At 58.3% G+C, this 21,200-nt stretch carries 15 protein-coding genes; 4 read left to right on the forward strand and 11 right to left on the reverse strand.

Annotated elements, in window-relative coordinates; translation table 11 throughout:
- From bcsB to bcsE, 7 genes are read right to left on the reverse strand one after another with little or no spacing between them, the layout of a single operon-like run.
- A complete protein-coding gene (gene bcsB, locus NTD86_RS10225; protein WP_262202083.1) occupies window positions 1-2,322 on the reverse strand; it encodes a cellulose biosynthesis cyclic di-GMP-binding regulatory protein BcsB in 2,322 nt (773 codons plus the stop codon).
- Entirely contained in the window at window positions 2,319-4,922 is a 2,604-nt protein-coding gene (bcsA, locus tag NTD86_RS10230) for a UDP-forming cellulose synthase catalytic subunit (protein ID WP_262202084.1), read from the reverse strand. The genes bcsB and bcsA overlap by 4 nt, the downstream gene beginning before the upstream one ends.
- Window positions 4,919-5,641 (reverse strand): cellulose biosynthesis protein BcsQ, encoded by a 723-nt coding sequence (gene bcsQ, locus NTD86_RS10235; protein WP_262202085.1) that lies wholly within the window; start codon window positions 5,639-5,641, stop codon window positions 4,919-4,921. The genes bcsA and bcsQ overlap by 4 nt, the downstream gene beginning before the upstream one ends.
- Window positions 5,638-5,859, reverse strand: a complete 222-nt coding sequence (bcsR, locus tag NTD86_RS10240; RefSeq protein WP_262202086.1) for a cellulose biosynthesis protein BcsR — start codon at window positions 5,857-5,859, stop codon at window positions 5,638-5,640. Before bcsR ends, bcsQ begins: the two co-directional genes overlap by 4 nt.
- On the reverse strand, window positions 5,829-7,475 hold the full coding sequence (gene bcsG / locus NTD86_RS10245) for a cellulose biosynthesis protein BcsG (RefSeq protein WP_262202087.1): 1,647 nt from the start codon (window positions 7,473-7,475) through the stop codon (window positions 5,829-5,831). Before bcsG ends, bcsR begins: the two co-directional genes overlap by 31 nt.
- A complete protein-coding gene (gene bcsF, locus NTD86_RS10250; protein ID WP_262202088.1) occupies window positions 7,462-7,662 on the reverse strand; it encodes a cellulose biosynthesis protein BcsF in 201 nt (66 codons plus the stop codon). Before bcsF ends, bcsG begins: the two co-directional genes overlap by 14 nt.
- Entirely contained in the window at window positions 7,659-9,209 is a 1,551-nt protein-coding gene (bcsE, locus tag NTD86_RS10255; protein ID WP_262202089.1) for a cellulose biosynthesis protein BcsE, read from the reverse strand. Before bcsE ends, bcsF begins: the two co-directional genes overlap by 4 nt.
- Window positions 9,210-9,726: 517 nt before the next feature.
- Here bcsE and NTD86_RS10260 point away from each other — a divergent pair.
- Window positions 9,727-9,975, forward strand: coding sequence for a DUF465 domain-containing protein (locus NTD86_RS10260; protein WP_262202090.1), 249 nt, complete (start codon window positions 9,727-9,729; stop codon window positions 9,973-9,975).
- Between the two features lie 112 nt (window positions 9,976-10,087).
- Window positions 10,088-10,384, forward strand: a complete 297-nt coding sequence (locus NTD86_RS10265) for a putative quinol monooxygenase (protein WP_262202091.1) — start codon at window positions 10,088-10,090, stop codon at window positions 10,382-10,384.
- Between the two features lie 45 nt (window positions 10,385-10,429).
- Here NTD86_RS10265 and NTD86_RS10270 read toward each other — a convergent pair whose 3' ends face one another.
- Window positions 10,430-12,202, reverse strand: coding sequence for an acyl-CoA dehydrogenase C-terminal domain-containing protein (locus tag NTD86_RS10270; RefSeq protein WP_262202092.1), 1,773 nt, complete (start codon window positions 12,200-12,202; stop codon window positions 10,430-10,432).
- A gap of 65 nt (window positions 12,203-12,267) precedes the next feature.
- Complete coding sequence (locus tag NTD86_RS10275) at window positions 12,268-13,890, reverse strand: acyl-CoA synthetase (RefSeq protein ID WP_262202093.1); 1,623 nt, start codon at window positions 13,888-13,890, stop codon at window positions 12,268-12,270.
- Window positions 13,891-14,068: 178 nt separating this feature from the next.
- Between NTD86_RS10275 and NTD86_RS10280 the strand changes: the two genes are divergently transcribed.
- Window positions 14,069-15,880: a PAS domain S-box protein gene (locus NTD86_RS10280; protein ID WP_262202094.1), complete on the forward strand. Its 1,812-nt coding sequence runs from the start codon at window positions 14,069-14,071 to the stop codon at window positions 15,878-15,880.
- 3 nt (window positions 15,881-15,883) lie between these two features.
- Window positions 15,884-16,528 carry a response regulator transcription factor gene (locus NTD86_RS10285; RefSeq protein WP_262202095.1) on the forward strand — a complete coding sequence of 215 codons (645 nt, stop codon included), beginning with the start codon at window positions 15,884-15,886 and terminating at the stop codon, window positions 16,526-16,528.
- A 54-nt stretch (window positions 16,529-16,582) separates the two neighbouring features.
- On the opposite strand, the gene NTD86_RS10290 is transcribed toward NTD86_RS10285, so the two are convergent.
- Both NTD86_RS10290 and mgtA read right to left on the reverse strand, forming a co-directional pair.
- Window positions 16,583-18,211 (reverse strand): Na/Pi cotransporter family protein, encoded by a 1,629-nt coding sequence (locus NTD86_RS10290; RefSeq protein ID WP_262202096.1) that lies wholly within the window; start codon window positions 18,209-18,211, stop codon window positions 16,583-16,585.
- 92 nt (window positions 18,212-18,303) lie between these two features.
- Window positions 18,304-21,018, reverse strand: coding sequence for a magnesium-translocating P-type ATPase (gene mgtA / locus NTD86_RS10295; RefSeq protein ID WP_410016971.1), 2,715 nt, complete (start codon window positions 21,016-21,018; stop codon window positions 18,304-18,306).
- Window positions 21,019-21,200 lie beyond the last annotated feature (182 nt).

Here is a 21,200-nt window from a genome sequence, read left to right on the forward strand (position 1 = left end):
TTATTCATCCTTGTTCAGGCGACGATGGGCAGCCCAGCTCAGTGCACGCCACAACAGGAACGCGCTGAGCAGTACGCTGATCACCGCCAGGATGGCCAGCAGGACCGGGTGTTCGGACAGCTGGTACCACATCAGCAGGTACCATGGCAGGTTGCCGACGTAGTACTGATCACCCACCAACTGGCTGTAGATACCACTGCTGCGCAGCACGGCCACCGAGCCGGCCACAGCGTCCATTTTGCCGCTGTCGACCAGGGTTTCACGCAACAGGCCGTAATCGGCATCGTCATTGCCCAGCAAGGCCACAATGCTGCGCTGGTTATGAGACGGCGACTGCATGCCAATCATTGCGGCGATGGGGGCCTGTGCGGTGACTTCAACCCGATTGGCTGGTTGGTTGCGTCCGTCGATCGAAGGTCCGCGGCGGTTAGTGGCGTCAATGGCAGTGTTGCCGTATGGCTGGACCAGCATGTCGTGCTGGCGTTGCAGCAACAGGCTCAGGTCCGGGTTGTCGCGCATCTCGGGGGCCATGGTGCCCAACAGCAACAGATCGGCATCTTCTTTGGAGGCCGATTGCCAGTCATCACTGAGGCGTACACCAAAGGCCGGGTAACCAGAGCGTGCCGAGATACTGGCCACGGCTTCTAGCAGGGTACTGATTTGAGTGGGCGAGCCTTTGCTCGGCACGACCACAATCGATTCCGACATGTCCGCCATGCGGCTGAACGGGAAGCCGCTACGGGCAAAGACCTTCAGGTCAGGCATGCTGATGTAGTGGTGGTAGCCGGACAAGTCGATGGTCGAATCTTCGTCGATAATCGCTTGGGTGTTGGCTGGCAAAATGGTCTGGCAATGGTCGCGCTGAGCGCTGCCCATGGTACTGGCGAAGTTGAAGTCGAAGCGCAAACGGTTGCGGTCGCCGATTTTCAGCGACGGCACGATCAGCTTGTCGTTGACGTTGGCCGAGTCATTGGACAGTACCGACAGGCGCAGTTCTTCAAAGCGGCTGTTGTCTTTGCGGGTCAACGGCAGGCTGGTGATGAACTGATCGTTGAGGCTGATGTTCAAGCGTGAATCATCATTGGCCGATGGTGCTGTGTAACGGTATTGAGTGCGCAGCGGGATCCCCTGGTTACGCCACACAAACAGGTCTGGCGGCAGGTTCACGTCCAGGGTGATCGGGCGTGGCTGCAGACCGCTGACTTGCAGTTGCTGCGGGTAGGTGATCAGCTCGGCGAAGCGCACCGGGCGGTCGGTGCGCATCCAGGCCGGGGCGTCGTATGGTTTGCGCGGTTGCAGTTCTTCAACCTTGTTGATCGTGGCCCGTGAGCCACGCAGCAGGTTGCCGCCCAAAGCCAACGCTTTGGCAGCAGTAGCCAGGTCGTCTTCGTTACGACCCATGACCAGCAGGACTTTGCTGTAGGGCGCATCGGGGTGGTTGATCAACTCAACCACAGGCGCATCAACAGCCGGGAACTTTTCCAGGTCGCTCATGAAGGCCGGGCGGTGATCGTTAGTGGCGAAGACCACAGAAGGCTGGGTGGCCTCCTTGCTTTGCACGCTGGGCAGGGTGTCAAACAGCACCGGGAACTTGGAGCCACGCCAGTTGGCCTGGCTACCGAAATACGACGCCAGGATGGTCGCGGCGCGTTGTTCGCCCAGGGTCGGGTTGGCGGCAAACACGAACGGCAACTCAAGCGTGCCGCTGTTGCGCGGGTCAAAGAACGGCAGCGGGAAGTACGCCAGGTCATTGGTCAGGCTCAGCGCCTGCTCTTGCAGGGTCAGGCTGCTGCCACGGCTGATATTGACCCAGAGGGTGTTGTTGGCCGGGTCTTCGCAGATGTCGGTGTAATGACCGATGAACTCCAGGCGAATGCGGTTGAAGTCGGTAATCATCCGCGGATCGAGGGCCATTTTCTGTTGAGTCTGGCGGCCCAATTGCTCTTTTTCGATCGGCACGACGCCCATCAGCACGTCATTGAGGTACACCCGGATATGCGAAAGCGTTGGGATCAGAGACGGTGAGGGCGTGTAATTGAGTTGCAGGCTGGCATCGCTCGCGATCCGGTCGCGGCGCAGGGTGAACTCGACCTGCTCGGCACTGTTGATACCCAACAGCAACGTGTCTGTCGGACGGCCCAATTGTTCAAAGGTGCGCGTGACTGTCCAGTTGGGCAGCGGGTCTTCGTGCTGCGCAAGCGCAGGCTTGGGCGCCGCTGCCGAACCGACGGTAGGCAAGGGCAGGGGCGCGGCCATCAATTCTGAGACCAGGGTCATTAGCGCAAGGCTGGTGAAAATGGATTTTTTGGCAAAACGACTCATGACTTACTCACTGGCCGGGAAATAAGAGGGGTGGACGCTTTAGGCATGCGCGGCAAAAAGCTGCCCAGCCATTGCAGTACTCGCACAAAAGGGCGTGCCAGATGGCGCAACCACGCCGGCAAATACTCATAAAGGCGGTAATAGCCTTTAGCGCCCAAGGCGAGAATTTCTTTGAGGCTCTGAACCGGTTTGTCCGCTTCAAAACCGCTGTTGTAATCGAGCCAGGCATCTGCACGACCAAAGGTGCATTGGACGAACTCGATTTTTTGCTCTGGCGGCAAATCGGCAAAGCTCAGGCCCATGAACAGGTCCTTGGAGCGCGTAAGCGAGCCGTTGAACACAAATTCACGGTTGCCGCGCTGCAGAATCAGCGACACCACCGAGCCTGTTGGTAACGGCAACGGCTGATTGAGCAGCAAGCCGACGCCTCCGTCGGAGTAGTCCACCAGCTCGCATGGGTAGCGATGGCCATCGGCAAGTTTGATGGCGCCTGGCAACCGGGTTTGCACGCGATGGGTTTGACGAACCTGGCGCACTTCGGCAGCCACCGCGACCGCTGCACCGATAATCAGCAGGTTATAGATGACCCACAGGACGCTGACGATGATGGTAATGATCTCGTCTGCAGGGCCGGTAAACAGCCGCCAGACAGCAAAACCCAGGCCGAGCACGTTGAGGATCGACAGCACCAGGTACGGTTTGGCGGTCTGCCAGTCGAACTGGTTTTCTTCCATCATCCCGCCTTTGGCGGTGACGTTGAACTTGCCGCGCGAAGGGCTGAACAAGGCCACGGTGGTCGGTCTGGCGATGTACCAGGCCAGAACGGTCTCGTACACCTCACCCCAGAATGTCTGGCGATAAGCACCTTGCATCCGCGAGTTGGTGAGGCTGGCATGGATCATGTGCGGCAACACGTACAGCAGGATCATCAGGGCTGGGGCATAGATGATGTAGGCGTGCAGCAACAGGAAGGCCAGGGGAGCGGTCAGGAACACCAGCCGAGGTAGCCCCACCAGGAAGTGCAGCATGGCGTTGGCGTAGCAGACTCGCTGGAACACCGTCAGCCCTTTGCCCAGCAACGGGTTGTCTGTACGGAAGATCTGCACCATGCCGCGTGCCCAGCGAATCCGCTGACCAATGTGCGCTGACAGGCTTTCGGTCGCCAGACCGGCCGCCTGCGGGATGCGCAAGTACGCGGAGTTCCAGCCATTGCGGTGCAAGCGCAGGGCGGTATGGGCGTCTTCGGTCACTGTCTCTACTGCGAAACCGCCAATCGACTCAATCGCAGTGCGTCGCACAATGGCACACGACCCGCAGAAAAACGCGGCGTTCCACATGTCATTGCCGTCTTGTACCAGGCCGTAAAACAGCTCGCCTTCGTTCGGACGGTTGCGGAAAGTACCCAGGTTGCGTTCAAACGGATCAGGTGAAAGAAAGTGGTGCGGGGTTTGTACCAGCGCCAGTTTCGGATCACGCAAGAACCAGCCCACAGTCAATTGCAGGAACGAGCGGGCAGGCATGTGGTCGCAGTCAAAAATCGCTACCAGTTCACCGTCGATCTGCGTCAAGGCGTGGTTGAGGTTCCCTGCCTTGGCATGGCGGTTATCGGTCCGGGCGATGTAGTTGATGCCCACTTCATCGGCAAATGTCTTGAAGCTTGGACGGTTACCGTCATCGAGCAAATGAATGCGCAGCTTGTCTTTTGGCCAGTCGATGCCCAGTGCGGCGTATACCGTGCCACGGGTCACCGACAACTCTTCGTTATAGGTGGGGATCAGCAGATCGACGGTCGGCCACTGGCTGGAGTCTGCTGGCAACTGTGCCGGTTTGCGGTTCAGCGGCCAGGATGTCTGCACGTAGCCCAGGATCAGTACCAACCAGGAATACGTTTCGGCCAACAGCAGGATCAACCCGCAGGTCAAGTCCAGGCTGTCACTCCAGTTCAGTGTCGAGGTGTAGCGCCACCACAGGTAGCGGCACGAAATGATCACGGACAAGGCGATCAACAGCAGCGTCGGGAAACGTCCCGGCAACCGGCGTACCAGCATGGCGATGGCCCACAACAAGACCACAAATACCAGTTGCGCCAAGTACCCGAAGGGTTCGGTCACACAGATGAAGACCAGCACCACCACCAGCGCACCGATGGCGATATAGAGGATTTTACGCATCGGCCAGTGCATGGCGTTCCACCAGCGCGTGCCTTTGCTCACTTGCGGGCTGATTGCCGAGGGGAGCTGTTCAAAGCTGTTGGCCAACAGGTTCCAGGGCCGTTTCACAATGCCCAGCAATGCCTTGAAGCTACCAGCCACACGGCGGCGTCGACGTTGGCGCTGCGTCAAGGTCTGTTCGCCAGGACGCACCAGCAACAGCCACACGGTTTGGATCGTGTAGCGCAGCGGGTCACCAATGGTGGCACGCTTGTCAGCCAGGTGCGGAAACAGGCTGCGTTGTTGTGCTCGCAAGGTTTTCCAGGCAGGTGACTCCAGGCGCAGGAAGATCCAGCCCAGGGCCTGGATCGAAGCCAGAATCAATGCCGTGAAACGGGTGCAATTTTGCTCGCGCCGCAAGTAGGTGTAGGGAAACCAGCGCTTGATCATTCAAGCCTCCCGCCACGTAGCAGGCACCAACTGGCCAGGCTGACCATGTCTTGAGCGATCAGGCTGCCGGGAGCATATCGACCCGCGGGTTCACGCTTGGCCAGGGCTTCGGCCATGGCTTCATCGGCGTGCAAATGGACGGGCACCAATGCGCTACCCAGCTGATGCTGCCACAGCAGCAATAGATCACGCTGCAACTGGCTGGCCGGGTCAAAGCGATTGATCAGCAACACTCCGGGCCTGTCGCGCAGGGGGTGAAGCAGGGCATGGCACGCCGCGTCGAGGTTCAACACGGTCAGGGCAATGTCGCATTGCGGGTTGCCCGCATGCCCCGGCAGGCGCTGCGGCAGGTCAAACAGTATCCAGTCGAAGTGCTCGGCCAGGCTCGCCTGACGTTTGGCCCACAGGTGCGGGTTGTCCCGCAGCATGACCTCAAGCTGCGCCTGCTGTTGTGCAGTGAGCGTCCCATAGGGCATTACGGTCAGACCCGGCTCGATACGCCATGCATGCTCATTCCAGGGCGTGTTTGCAAGTGTGGCGGGGGCCCAGCCTCCTGGCAGCGCGAAGTCGAGGTTGAAATGCAGCCCCAGGGTGTTTTCCGGGCACAGGTCGACCACCAGCACTTTTTGCCCGAGGGTGGACAGCGCGTAGCTCAGTGCGGCGAGTGTCGAGCTGGTGCCCACACCACCGCGTATACCTTGCAGACTCAGGGCAATCATGGAGTATCGTCCGATGGGGCCGGCGGGGTGCATGCTTGCAGGTGCGCGAGCAATGGCCAGCGTTCCAGGGCTTGCAGTAACTCCACTTGCGCCGAGATATCGACATAGCCCAGCTCTGGCAGGTCCACCATCAATTTGAGCCGTTCAATATCATCGGCACGCTCATTGCGCGACAGGATGTCCGCGCTTATTTGAGCTGCTGTGGGTAAGGTAGCCATCCACCGTTCTCCTTGATTCGAACATAAGGCTTGCCGTTGTAATCGAGCACAACAGTCCCTGAGTTTTCCGATACTTTTGCGGTTTGCGGCAGGTCAGCCAACAACGCCGACCAATCCACGGTCTGGCCGTTGCTCAACGCCGGGCTGGCATACAGGCGCGCAATGATCTCGGCGACGGCCAGATAGCTGCTCGGCTGAGTGATATGCACCGGCTGGGTCTGGTCGTTGTCGCCCATGTTGATCAGCTTGAGGCCCACGGGGACATGAGTGATGGATTCGCTGGGGATCTCACGCATACCCGAGATCTGCATGCGGTCGCCGTGCAGGGCAGCACCATGCTCCGGCACGATCGCGATAACCACGCGGCGTCCGCTTTTTTGCAGTTCTTTGATGAACCCGTTGAGATCATCGAGCAATACCTGTGCGCGGCTGCTGTAGTCCGCCACCTGGGTGCCGCCATCGGCTTTCACCTGACGGTTGCCGTCATGCAGGCTAGTGGTGTTGTAGAACAGCGCCATGTTCGGCTTGTCAGTGTTCAAGCGGTGTTGCCACCATTTGCTCAGCACATCACGGTCACGCCAGATCGGTGAACCATCAAAGCCGACATAGGTACGCTGCAAACCTGCCGGGATGGTGCCCAGCGCTGGAGCAGGCAACTGGCCCTGATCGCGGACTTCCTGCAAGAAGCCATCGAATTCGCCGGTATGGTTGAGCATTAGCTCATCGGTAAAGCCCAATTGACGCAGGTCGTCGAACAGCAAGCACTGATCGGCCGACTGTTTGTACAACTGCGAGTGCGAGGTCTGGCCGCAGCTGGCGCGCAGCAGGCGTATGGCCGCTGGACCGCTGTAGGCCGTGGCCGAGTTGAAGTTATCGAAAATCACGTCCATCTGGCTGAACAGGGTGTTGTTGCGAAGACCCACTTCGTCCAGATCATCCCAGGCCAATGAACAGATATTGATCACCAGCAGGTCAAACGGCTCCGGCTTGACCGCAGGCTGTTTGAACTCAACCCTACGCTGGGCTTCGTTCTTGTAGAACGTATCGAGATAGCTGTTGAGCGTGGCATCGTCCGGTTCACCTGCAGTGCTGGCAGTGGTCGCGGCACCCTTGTCAGTGCTGGCCATCGGCGCATTGATTGTCGTCGGCAGCAACCATTGCAAGCTGCCCAGGCTCAGCCAGACGAAGCCCAGTAATGTCAGGGTGGTCAGGCGAAGCCAGGGGCTGATAAAGAGGTAGGCGATCACCAGCATCAACAGCAGGGCGCAGACTTGCCAGTCAATGAAGCGCCCCAGCAACTCAACGATGTAATCGAAAGAGAAATCCAGCACCCCGGGCTGCGCCAGCAAACGGCTGAAAGGCGGGAACCAGGTGTCCTGGTACAGCAACGCTACAGCGACTGGAATCGCCAGGACCGTACGGGCACGGCGCAGCATTGGATGGGCAATGGGGATCAGCAATGCCAGAGCAAAAATCAGGTTGGGCACGACTTGGAAATTCAGGTGACCGGTCCAGGTCAGCACGAATTTACCCAGGAAGTACAGGTTCCAGGCGCCCAGGCCACGCCATGGGGCCGTCATTTTTTGTGTGTCAGTGGCAGGTTTAGACAGATTCATCCGGCGCTCTCATCGAAGGGCTGGCGGGTGCACGACGTCTGACACCACGGGGTTTGAGATAACGCGGCGGCAAGTACTGCTCAAAACGCGCCTTGAGATACAGACGAATACGCTGTGCAAACAGCGTCAGTAGCACCGTCACCCCACAGGTCAGGGCGATGACTTGCACCAGTTCCATAAAGGTCATGGTTGTGACTCGCTTACAGGCAGCGTGATGGGCTGCGGTTTAAGCGCAACGCGGCTGCCAGAGGCGGGCTGCGCCATGATCAGGGGCTCGACGGGAATGTTCAGGTGTTTTGGCACTGAGGCATCATCCAAAAAGGCATCTTGGTCCAGTTCTGCCGGGCTGCTGAGTGCCTGGCGGCTCGAGAACAGGTCGCGCCAGGGCAGGCGACAGATATTGGCAAGCGCCGGTTCCAGGGCGTCGGCACGGCAGGCAAAGAGGAACAGATACAACTCGCCATTGACCAAGCAGGCGAAATCACCCAGTCGGCGCAGGCACATCTGGTTGAGCAATAGCTCTTGCTTCAGGCCGGGAGCGGGCTGGAACCTGAGCAGTTGATGCGGTACTTCGCCCGAGCTGTTCTGGTAGATGTGTTCTACCTGGGTGAAGAACGTATTGGGGCTCACCAGCCCGCGAATCGCCGGTGGTCGCTGACGTTCAAGTAACGTGGCGAAGTCGGTGCCCTGAGTGTGTTGCCAGCGTTGGCCCTGAATGCTTTCGATCAGGCTCAAAAACCGTGAGAGCAGGGTGCCGTCTGGGATGATCAGGTTGACTCCGCAAGCCAGAAGCAAGCGCTCGTCGCGATAACGCACGGCAGGTTCGAGCTCACGCACCACAATCTTCAAATCAGCACCGCACTGTTCACGCAGGTCGTGCAGTTGCTGAGCCAGATCCAGCAGTTGGTGGCTGCTGTCGATACCCACGATGACGGTGGCAGCCCTGGCAGATGCCGCTTCCTGGAGCAACGCCTGACGGTCATTGAACAGGTACCAATGGTTGGACAGCGGCGGGCTGCCTTCCAGCACTGTGCGCTCTGCGAGGTAGACATGCTGATCGTCGGCCACTCGCGGCGTGGCATCGGCGACGGGTTCGGCAATCAAGGTCAGGGCATGGTTGCGCATGGCCAGCCTGAACTCGAGGCCAGCGCTCACGCCGGTGTCGTTGTGCCAGAAATGCAAGTGGTAGCGCGTTTCACCGTTATGTCGATAGAGCCGACTCAAACCGGACAGTTGTTCATTGAGCTGCAGCAAATGGGTATGCAGCGATGAGGCTTCACCATGGGCGATCACCAGCAGCGTGACATTTCTTTGTCGTAGCCACGCACGCAGTTGCCCAAACCAGTGCTGTAAGCGTTTCGAGACATTGGTGTCAGCCCAACTGTTGGCCGGTAGCACCAATAGAATCTGGCTGTTGGCTGCAATCTGTGCACGGTTGAGATCGCGGACAAGCGTGGCCAGCCCGGGCTCGATGCCCTTTTGCTCGATTTCGAAGAGCTTGAGTTTGTCAGGGCCGCGATCAGCGGGCATCTCGTCGATGACCGTTTGCACGGTGTCTGCACACACAATCAGTGTGGTCTGCGTGCTTGTGGGGAGGCTCTCCAGAAATTGACGGGCCAACAGTCTTGCATCACCAGGCTGGTTGGCCGTAACCCAATACAAGCCGCCAGTACGCAAAGCAATGTGTTGATCCAGTAATCCGTGGATGCCGAGATTGATATATGGCAAACGCAACGTTCTCTTCCAGGAGGTTCACGAGCGAATGGCGGAATTGTTATGTGATGCGCCATTCAATCGGTGCTTGCAGAGCGAACAGCGTCCGCTTCAAGCCTGAGTTTATTCAATGGCGTCAATCATGCTTGATTGGTCCTTCGCCGACGTGCTCCGTGTCGTGATGTGCAGGCTTGTTAACCTCACGTGTATCAGTCCTTTTCTACACACCAGACAGTTAATCAGGGTCAATTTTGGTGCGCGAATTTTCTTACACTTTGATGAAGTTAGTCCATGCGTAAAAGCAAAAAATGTCAAAAAATCAGCGATTTATTTTCTAGCGTCATTAAATTGACGAGGTTAGCGCTTCTATTTGCTCTTCTTGATCAAACGTTCGTTTACCGTCATGAGGCATCGTGCGGCTTTCTCAATGCCGGGTTGCGTGCTATTGCTTAAAGGGCTTCATCAAGGATGGAACCTTTTGCGCAGACTCGCCCTCAGAGTCTGAAACCTTCACCGAAACGTTAAACGAGGTGCAGATATGCCAGTCAAACACGATTTGTCTCAGGATCTGGGTTTCACTAAAGAGGCCCTCGCCACACTGAAAGACCAAGACCCGCATTTGGCCGCCCTGATTGTGAAATACACAGAGGCCGACCAAAAGGTCCTCGAAGCAGAAGCCCACAATGCGCTCGGCGTGACGGATGAAGTATTGGTGGCTCTGAAAGAGAAACGCCTGAAAATCAAGGATGACATTGTGAGCCGCCTGGACGGCCAGGCACGTCACTGATACCTCGACGGTGTTCTTGGCAACTGCTCTTTTTTGCAAGGTGCAGGTGTTTATCCCGCCGTTGCCGTAGTAGGGTTGGCGTGTTCAAGAACACCACTTCCAGGAAGCTGAAATGTCCAACATCATCAAAATCGTTGCCGTATTGCGTGCCAAGGCTGGTCATGAAAAGACCGTTAAAGAAGCACTGCTGGCGTGTGTGGAAGGTTCACGCAAAGAGGAGGGCTGCACGTTTTACGATCTGCACATCGATCGTGCCGATCCCCAGCGCTTTGTGTTTGTCGAAGGCTGGAAGGACCTGGCAGCCATCGAACATCACAAGACCACCCCGCACTATCTGGCGATGGGCAAGGCCGTAGGTGACCTGCTTGAGCATCGCGAAGTGTTGGTGCTGGACGAATTGACTCTCTGATGCATGAACGGCGGCCTTGAAGGCCGCCGTTTTTCAATGCTGCGTTTAAAAGCTCGCGGCATCCAGTTCAAACAATGATTCGCAGCCCGCGCGAATCGACTGTTCCAGACTCGCGGTACGAGGCAAAAGTCGGTTGAAATAAAATTTCGCCGTCGCCAGTTTTGCCGCATAAAAGTCCGGGTCATCGGGCATTGAGCGTTGCGCCACATCGGCCATGCGTGCCCACAGCCAAGCGTAAGCCACGTAGCCAAAGACCTGCAGATACTCGACCGAAGCCGCGCCGATTTCATTGGGGTCGGCTTTTGCTCGCGCTTGCAGCCAGTCGCTCAGGTCTTCCAGCTGCTGTACGGCCTGCAACAATTGGCGGGCATACGGTTTGTCGGGTTGTTCGGCAAATTCACGCATTTGCGCAGTAAACAAACGCAGCGCCACGCCACCATTGGCAATCACTTTGCGACCCAGCAAATCCAGCGCCTGAATGCCATTGGTGCCTTCGTAAATTTGCGCAATGCGCACATCTCGTACCAATTGCTCCTGGCCCCATTCACGGATATAGCCATGGCCACCAAACACTTGTTGGCCAAGCACGCAACTGTCGAGCCCCGTGTCAGTGAAAAACGCCTTGGCCACCGGCGTCAGCAAGGCCACCAGAGCGCTGGCGTCCTGTTGCTCTTGTGGGTCGGTCGAGTACTTGCTCAGGTCCAGTTGCTGTCCGACATAGCTGGCAAACGCGCGGCCGCCTTCGGTCATGGCTTTGATGCTCAGTAACATGCGCCGCACATCAGGGTGGACGATGATCGGGTCGGCCATTTTGTCGGGCGCCACCGCGCCGTTCGACGCTCGCCCTTGCAGGCGCTCGCGGGCGTAGGTGCGGGCATTCTGGTAAGAGGTTTCGGCACAGCCGATGCCCTGGATGCCGATGGATAGACGTTCGTAGTTCATCATGGTGAACATCGCCGCCAGCCCTTTGTTGGCTTCGCCGATCAGCCAGCCGCGGGCACCATCAAAGTTGATCACGCAGGTGGCGGACGCCTTGATGCCCATTTTGTGCTCGATCGAGCCGCAGCTCACCGCGTTCGCTTCAGCCAGAGAGCCGTCGTCATTGACCAGCACTTTGGGCACCAGAAACAACGATATGCCGCGCGGCCCGGCGGGGGCATCCGGCAGCTTGGCGAGTACCAGATGGACAATGTTTTCAGTCAGGTCCTGGTCGCCGCCGGTGATGAATATCTTGCTGCCGCTAATACTGAAGCTGCCATCGGCCCGGGGTTCGGCACGGGTGCGGATAATTCCCAGGTCGGTGCCTGAATGGGCTTCGGTCAGGCACATCGAGCCCGCCCAGCGACCTTCATACATCGGCGGCAGGTAGGTCGACTTCAGCGCCGGGCTGGCGTGAGCGTCGATAGCCAAGCAGGCACCCGAAGTCAGCGCCGAGTACAGGGCAAAGCTTGAGTTGGCGGCGTAGAGCATTTCTTCAAATTGCACGGCGAGCATTTTCGGCATGCCCAGGCCTCCGAACTCGGGATTGCCCGACAGGCCGACCCAGCCACCTTCTATATAAGTGTCATAAGCCGCCTTGAAGCCCTTGGGAGTACTGACCTTGCCCGCCTGCCAGCGCGCGCCTTCTTCGTCGCCGCTACGGTTTAGAGGCGCAATCAGTTGGCTGGTGACTTTGGCCGCCTCTTGAAGAATCGCGTCAGCAGTATCGGCATCGACGTGGTCAGCCAGGCCGGGCAGGCGCGCCCACAGCGTTGGCGCGTCAAAGACTTCGTGCAGCACAAAACGCATGTCACGCAGTGGCGCATTGAATTCAGGCATTACAAAACCTCGTAAAAATCAAAAGATCACGAGCCTGGCTCGCTTCACAAAACACTGAGGGGGGGTTACAGGGCTTTGGCCATGTCACGCAGCACGTATTTCTGGACTTTGCCGGTGGAGGTCTTGGGCAACTGGGTGAAGATCACCGTACGCGGCACTTTGAACCCGGCCAGATGCTCGCGGCAAAAGGTCATGATGTCGGTGTCGCGAACTTGCTGATGATCGGCCTTCAGCGTGATGAAGGCGCAGGGTGTTTCGCCCCATTTTTCATCCGGGCGAGCGACCACGGCGGCCTCCATGACGCCAGGATGGCGATACAGCACGCCTTCGACTTCGATGGTGGAGATGTTCTCGCCGCCGGAAATAATGATGTCTTTGAGGCGGTCGCGAATTTCCACATAACCGTCCGGGTGGCAAACGGCCAGATCGCCGGTGTGAAACCAGCCACCCTCGAAGGCTTCGGCGGTGGCGCTAGGGTTTTTCAGGTAACCCTTCATCACCGTGTTGCCGCGCATGAAAATCTCACCCATGGTTTCCCCGTCACGCGGGGTGGGTTCGAGGGTTTTTGGATTGGCCACCATTACGCCTTCCAGCGTGGGGTAGCGCACGCCTTGGCGGGATTTGATCTGGGCGCGTTCGGCCAGAGGCTGTTCGTCCCATTTGTCATGCCAGGCGCAGATGGTCACCGGGCCATAGACTTCGGTCAGGCCGTAGACGTGGGTGACCTTGATACCCATTTCTTCCACTGCGCCGATCACTTTGGCCGGTGGTGCCGCGCCGGCGACCATGGCGTTGACCGGGTGATCGATAGCGGCCTTGGCCGATTCCGGCATATTGACTAGCGCGTTCAGCACAATGGGCGCGCCGCACAAGTGAGTGACCTGATGTTCACGAATCAGGTTGAGGATTTTTTGTGGGTCGACCCGACGCAGGAACACATGCACACCGGCCAATGCGGTGATGATCCACGGGTAGCACCAGCCGTTGCAGTGGAACATCGGCAAGGTCCATAGGTACACCGGGTGGTTGCCCACGGCCCAGACCATCTGGTTGCCGAGTGAGTTGAGGTAGGCGCCGCGATGGTGATACACCACGCCCTTGGGATTGCCGGTAGTCCCCGAGGTGTAGTTCAAGGCAATGGCTTGCCATTCATCCGTAGGCCATTGCCACTCATAGTCCGGGTCGCCTTCTGCGAGCACCGCTTCGTAATCCAGTGTGCTGACAGCCTGGCCTTCACCGTACTCGGGGTCATCCACGTCGATAATCAATGGCGGATGATCGAGCATGGCCACTGCTGCGTGGATCACTTCATGGAATTCGCGGTCGGCAATCAGTACCTTGGCTTCGCCGTGGGCGAGCATGAAGGCAATAGCCTCGGCATCCAGACGTACGTTGAGGGCGTTCAGCACGGCCCCAATCATGGGCACTGCAAAATGCACCTCCAGCATCGCGGGGATATTGGGCAGCATCACTGCGACGGTATCGTTCTTGCCAATCCCGCGTCCGGCCAGCGCGCAGGCCAAACGGCGGCAGCGGCTGTAGGTCTGTGCCCACGTGCGGCGGATGGAGCCGTGGATCACGGCAGGGTAGTCGGGATAGACGCTGGCGGTACGCTCGATGAAACTCAGTGGCGACAGGGCAATATGGTTGACGGCAGTAGGCTCAAGGCCCTGCTCAAAAATCGACATGATGGTCATTCCGGTGGCTGATTGTTAGCTCTAATGGCTGCCCACGTGCTGCTGATCGTTCGGGGCAGTTTTATGTCCGGTCTGAGTTATAGCTCAGTTTGTATTTGATATGGAAGTAATACCTAAGCAATATGGTAATTGTTCTATATCCATTCGCTTTTTGACTGCTGGATTACCCATGCTCGTTTCGTTACTCAGCTTAGACCCGCAACCGTCGGTGGTGCTTGACGCTCATGGGCTGCCGTTGACGGCCAATCCGGCCATGACCCGGTTGTTGGCGGACCAGCCGTTGGACCAGGTGCGCAGGTGGATGCCGAGCAACTTGGAAGAGCTGGTTCGCGCTTGCCTGGAACAAGGACGGGCCATCGAGCAGGTCGAAGCGCAGTGCAATCAGCACGTATGGCTATGGACACTGATACCGGTCCCTGAACAGCACTGTGTGGTGGTTCGAGGGCGCGAAGCGAGCGCCGAGTTGCTGGCCGGCCGTGAAGCCGCCAAGGCTCGGCGTCTTTATCGGCTGATTACCGAAAACACTACCGACCTGATCTCGCGCCATACGCCAGACGGTCGCTTTCTGGATGCCTCACCGGCTTCCTGGACTTTGCTGGGCTACTGGCCTGAGCAACTGCGCGGCAGCCGCGCGCAGCGTTTGTTTCATTCGCATGATATGGCCCAGGTGTTGCGCCAGGCGGGCGATGCGCTGGAGTTGGACGGCTATCACACCATGACTTACCGTATTCGCCATCACGCCGGGCATTACTTGTGGTTTGAAACTGCCAGCCGGGCGATTCGCGAAACCTATACCGGCGCGGTGGTCGAGGTGGTCAGCGTGTCGCGTGACATTACCGCGCGCATTCAGGCTGAGGAGAACAAACGACGACTGGCCGAAGTCGTCGAGGTCAATCCAGATCCCGTGCTGTTTATCGATCCGGCTGGCGGGGTGTCGTACCTCAACCCGGCGGCGCGTCGAATCCTCGGCTTGGGGGCGAGGGGGCAGGCACCTCGATTGGCGGAGGTTTTAAGTCAGCATGACCTGGAGCAATTGCAATCCAAAGGCTGGAGCAGCGCCGAAGAACACGGTTTATGGAGCAGCGAAACGCGCTTGCAGCCGCTGAATGGCGACATGTCCGTGCCTGTTTCATTGTTGCTGCTGGCACATCGTTCAACGTCTGGTGAGCGGTATTTCTCGCTGGTGGCCCGTGATATGCGTGAGCGCGAACTGCGTGAAGCTCAGCAGCGTCACCATCAAGACGAAATGGCCCACACCGCGCGGCTGGTGACCCTGGGGGAATTGGCGTCGGGAATCGCCCATGAAATCAATCAGCCGCTGGCCGCCGTGATGAATTACGCCAATGCCAGCCAGCGTTATCTGCAAAACCTCGAACACATGCCCGATGCTGCCTCCCGCGTGGCGCAGGGTCTGGAGCGGATCACCCTGCATGCCAACCATGCCTCGCAGGTGATCAAGCGTCTACGCGGTTTTCTGCGCAAGGGCCGACGCACCTTGCAGGCACTGGATGTGAGCGAGGTCATCCGGCAGGCGGTCAACCTCTGTGCTTGGGAGGCCCGCGAGCGGCTGGTGACGATTGAGCAGCATCTGCCACCGATTCTGCCGTTGGTGTATGCCGACCGGGTTTTGCTGGAGCAGGTATTGCTCAACCTGTTGCGCAATGCGATAGACGCCAATTGTGAGCAACAGCCGGGGCAGCCCTCATCCATCAGCCTGAGCGTGCAAACTGTGAGCGCGGGTTGGCTGAATGTCAGTGTCCAAGACCAGGGCCCGGGTGTGACCGCCGAGCAGCTTGAGCTCCTGTTTACACCGTTTTATACGAGCAAGGCTGATGGGCTTGGGCTGGGTTTGTCGATGAGCCGCAGTATCATCGAGGGCTTTGGCGGTGAGCTCAATGTTGAGCCGCAAAGCCAAGGGTTGCGAATGTGCTGTAGTCTGCCGTTGATGATGACAACCCAACAACAAGAAGAGAGCCATTAGTCCATGACATCCCCGGATCAACAGGTGGTCTATGTCGTCGATGACGATCAGGGCATGCTCGACTCGACGGTCTGGCTGCTGGAGTCGGTCGGTTTGAATGCGCTGCCATTCACCAGCGGCCAGGCTTTTTTGCAAGCCCTGGACCCAACACGCAGCGCTTGTGTGGTGCTCGACATCCGCATGCCCGCCATGGGCGGGCTGAATGTGCAGCAGGCGTTGCAGGAGCGTGGCATCACAATGCCGGTGATTTTTGTCAGTGGTCACGCCGATGTGCCGATTGTGGTTCGCGCTTTCAAGGCGGGCGCCCATGACTTTATCGAAAAGCCGTACAACCAGCAGTTACTGCTCGACAGCGTTCAGCAGGCCTTGAGCGGTGGGAATGCACGGCAAACTGCCAGCCAGGAACTGACCGAACTGCAAGCGCGCCTGCAAAGCCTTACTCCACGCGAGCGTGATGTGTTCCTCCCGCTGGTGCAGGGCTATACCACCCGCGAAATTGCCGAGCAGCTAGAGGTCAGTGCGAAAACCATTGATCTGTACCGCGCGCGGGTCATGAAACGCATGCAGGCCGAGCACTTGCCGGACCTGGTGGGCATGGCGATAGCGGCGGGGCTGGTTGATCCGCTCAAGCTGCGGGCCAGGCTGTAAACCTTGGCTTGCGATCTTTTTAGAACATCAAAAAATCGCAAGACAGGCTCGCTCTTACGGGTGGGAGGCATCCGATGTGTTGCGCTCCAGTACTGGGTAACCCAACGCCGCAATGTGGTGATGCACGCGACGGTAGTCGCGCAGCACCCGCTGGAAGATGTCGCCTGACTCGGCCCAGGCGGTTTTGTCGTTTTGCAGTTTGCGAAAGTGCTCGCGGCTGGCGCTGGCTTCGAGTTGGCGCACGATCTCCTTATGACCCACCAGCGTAGTTGCCGCTGCAATGTCTTCGCGCAGGAACGCCGTTATCGCCAGGTTCAGGCTGTCCAGCAGGGCCAGGTGCAAGGCCACGATGTGTTGCATTTCAAAGGTGGAAAAGTGTTCGCCCCGACGGGCCCGGCGAATTGCCAATTGCGCAAGATTGCTGAGGATGTCGCCGGCATGTTCAAGGTTGATCACAAACATCAGCACTTCCTGGGCGCGATCGGCGTCCTCATCGCTCAAGCCGTCCTGGCCAATGTCTGCCAGATAGGCGCGAATTGCCGCACTGAGCAAGTCGACCGAGTGGTCCAGTTGTCGAACCTTGTCGAAAGCCGCCTGCTCGGGCTTTTCAAACAGTTGCAAGACCTGGTTGAGCATCAGTGACGCCATATCCGCCACACGCAAGGCCTCACGCACGGCGTTGGACAGCCCGATGTTGGCCACTTCCAGCCCGGCTTCATCCAGGTATTGCGGCATGCCCGGATCGGCAGGACGCTCTTGCTGGGGAAACAGGCGGCTCAACCCGTTGGCCATAGGCTCGATCAGGCCTATAAACACCACCGCCAATGCCAGGTTGAACCCTGTGTGCAGGAACACCACCAGGTGTGCCGGACTAAACTGGGTTGCGGACAGATGCTCGGCCAACAGCGGTAGCCACGGCAGTAACACCACGCAGCCCAGTAGACGAATCAGCAGATTGCCCACGGGCAGGCGCCGCGCAACGGTAGAACCGGCACTGAGCACAGAAGGCAGGGCGCCGCCCACGTTGGCACCCAATACCAAGGCCATGGCGGTGACCGGCGCCATCATCCCGGCTCCGGCCAACGATGCGATCAGCAGCACCACGGCCACACTCGAGTGGCACAACCAGGTCAGCAAAACAGCCGTCACCACGGCAATGATCAGATCGCCATCCAGGCTTTGCATGACGGCGCGAAACACCGACGTGGCTTCCATGTGGCTCAAGGTTGCACTGAGCAACCCCAACGCCAGGAGCATCAGCCCCAGGCCGATCAGCGCGCAGCCAATGCTTTCGTAGCGCGAATCGTCACGCAGGCGGAACACGATAAATCCGGCCAACAGCATGATGGGCGTGGCCAGCGAAGTGTCAAAACTCAGTAGCTGCACCACCAGGGTTGAACCGATGTTTGCACCCAGCATCACGGCCAGGGCGGGTGCCAGGCTTAAGGTGCCGGCGGCGGTAAAAGAGGTGGCCATCATGCTTACAGCCGTGCTGCTTTGCAGCACGCCGGTGATGCCAATGCCGGACAGCAGTGCCATCCAGCGGTTATTCAGGTTGCGCCCCATCCAGTTGCGCAGTTGGGTGCCAAAACCGCGCAGCAGCGCGGTAGAAATCATATGAGTGCCCCACAGCAGCAGTGCAATGGCACCGGCGAGATTGAGCAAGAGAGTGGTTCCTGACATGAGGAATCTCCACAAAACCAACATTCATGTTTACGACATCGACAGACGCTTCGCCGGGCTGGCGCCACACGGCGCCAGCCAGGCGATTCACATCAGAACCACTGTTTGAAACGGCGGATGTAAATAGTCTTCATCAGTTGCGCTACGCAGCAGTAGCTGACCAGGGTTGCGACCAGCCACGGGAAGTACGCCAAGGGCAGTGGCTCCAGGCCCACCATGGTGCCCAGCGGTGAGAACGGTACGTAGATCCCCAGTACAGTGATGACAACGGTCATCATCATGACCGGCCACGCCGCGTTGCTCTGGAAGAACGGGATCTTGCGGGTGCGCAGCATGTGTACGACCAGCGTTTGCGACAGCAGCCCCTCGATGAACCAGCCCGACTGGAACAAGGTCTGCACATCAACATTGTTGGCTTTGAACACGTACCACATCAGGGCAAAGGTGGTGATGTCGAAGATCGACGAGGTCGGCCCGATCCAGATCATGAAACGACCAATGTTTTTGGCGTCCCATTTACGCGGCTTTTGCAGGTATTCCTTGTCCATCTTGTCCCATGGCAGGGCCAGTTGGGAGATGTCGTACATGAGGTTTTGCAGCAGCAGGTGGATCGACAGCATCGGCAGGAACGGAATAAAGGCACTGGCCACCAGGACCGAGAACACGTTGCCGAAGTTGGAACTGGCGGTCATGTTCAGGTATTTCATGATGTTGCCGAAGGTTTCGCGACCTTTGAGAACGCCTTCTTCGAGCACCATCAGGCTCTTTTCCAGGAGGATGATGTCCGCCGATTCTTTGGCAATGTCGGTGCCGCTGTCTACAGAGATGCCGACGTCCGCATCACGCAACGCCGGGGCGTCGTTGATGCCGTCACCGAGGAAGCCCACCGTGTGACCATTGGCCTGCAGCGCCTTGAGCACCCGGGATTTTTGCAATGGCGTGAGTTTGGCAAAGACGGTGCGTTGCTCGACTTCACGCTTGAGGGTTGCCTCATCCATGGCCTCGATCTCCGGTCCCAACAGCGGAGTACCTGGCTCCAGACCCACCTGGCGGCAGATCTTGCTGGTGACCACGGCGTTATCGCCGGTCAGCACTTTCACTGCCACACCAATGTCTTGCAGTGCAGAAATGGCTGGGCCTGCGGTTTCTTTAGGAGGATCGAGGAACGTCAGGAAGCCGCGAATTACCAGATCACGCTCATCCTTGGTGGTGTATTGCTTTTGCGCTTGTGCCTTGGGAATGTCGCGGGTAGCAACCACCAGCACGCGGAAGCCGTCCTCGTTGTACTCGGTGGCCCGTTCCAGCAGTTGCACGCGCCGCGCTGGATCGAGGGCCACGCAGACTCCGTTTTCCATCACGTGCGTCGAAATACCGAGCATTTCTTCGACGGCGCCTTTGCACACTAGCAGGTGATCGCCACGGTTGTCCTTGACCACAATCGACAGGCGACGGCGTTCGAAATCAAAGGGCAGTTCATCGACTTTGCTGTAGGCGAACGGCAGTTTGAACTTGGGGTCTTTCTCGGAGAACTGAACCACCGCCTGGTCCATCAGGTTGCGAATGCCGCTCTGGTGATGACTGTTCAGCCAGGCCAGCGCCAGGACCGATTCATCTCGCTGGCCGTCAGGGCCGACATGGTGCTCCAGAATGATGTGGTCCTGGGTCAAGGTGCCGGTCTTGTCGGTGCACAACACATCCATCGAACCGAGGTTCTGGATCGCGTTCAGGCGCTTGACCACGACCTTGCGCTTGGCCATGGCGGTTGCCCCTTTGGCCAGGTTGGCACTCACAATCATCGGCAACATTTCTGGGGTCAGACCAACCGCAACGGCCAGGGCAAAGAGGAAGGCATCACCCCAGTCGCCCTTGGAAAAACCGTTGAGGAAGAACACCACCGGCACCATCACCAGCATGAAACGGATCAGCAGCCAGCTGACGCTGTTAACTCCGCGGTCGAACGCAGTTTGCGAGCGTGAACCGACAATGGCCTTGGCCAGCGAACCAAAGTAGGTACGAGGCCCAGTTGCGACGACCACGGCGCGGGCGGTGCCGCTGACCACGTTGGTGCCCATGAAGCAGATGTTGGGCAAGTCCAGCAGGTTGCTCTGATCGGCGGGAGCGCCCGAGGCTGATTTTTGCGTCACATTGCCCAAGGTGTCGTACTTTTCTACGGGCAATGCTTCACCTGTGAGCACGGCCTGGCTGATAAACAGGTCTCGGGATTCGATCAGGCGAATATCGGCGGGGATCATGTCCCCGGCGGACAATTGCACGATGTCCCCGGCGACCAGTTCTCGCATCGGGATTTCCAGAACCTTGGCTGGGGTGCCGACCCGCTCGCGGCGCAACACCGTCGCAGTGGTGCGCACCATGGCTTTGAGGGCCTCGGCGGACTTGGCCGAGCGGTGTTCTTGCCAGAAACGCAGAAAGCTGCTCAGCCCCACCATCAGCGCGATGATGATGACCTTGGTCAGGTCGGTCTCTTCACCATCACGCAATGGCAGCCAGTAATCTGTGAAAAAGCTGATAACGCCCAACGTCAGCAGGACATAAATAAAGGGGTTATGCAGGGCCATCAGGAACTGCACTAGTGCGTGCGGCGGCTTGTCGTGAGCCACCTCGTTATAGCCTTCGTGCTCCAGACGATCAGCCGCATCCAGCACAGTCAGCCCATCAGTGGTGGCCCTAACATTGGCCAGGGTAGCCGCCAGACCGTTTTGCGCTTCTCGAGCGGCGCGCATCGACAGTTTGCTGTTTTCGCCCGCGTTGTTCTTGTCTCGAACTTTGCTGTTTTTTACCGCGCTCATGGTAATACTCCTGTCGCCAACTCACGACACAACATACCGTGGCTTATCTATTTAAAGACGAGCTAAAGCATGCCGCGTCGCAAACTATGCGATCGGTTTTAATAAGTGTTTAAGTGCGCTTTAAAATCCCGCTACAACGAATAACTTATTGTTCGCGCAGCGGGCGGCTACTGGCTTCTTCC

The organism is Pseudomonas sp. 7P_10.2_Bac1 (genome assembly GCF_025465935.1).
Taxonomy (GTDB): domain Bacteria; phylum Pseudomonadota; class Gammaproteobacteria; order Pseudomonadales; family Pseudomonadaceae; genus Aquipseudomonas.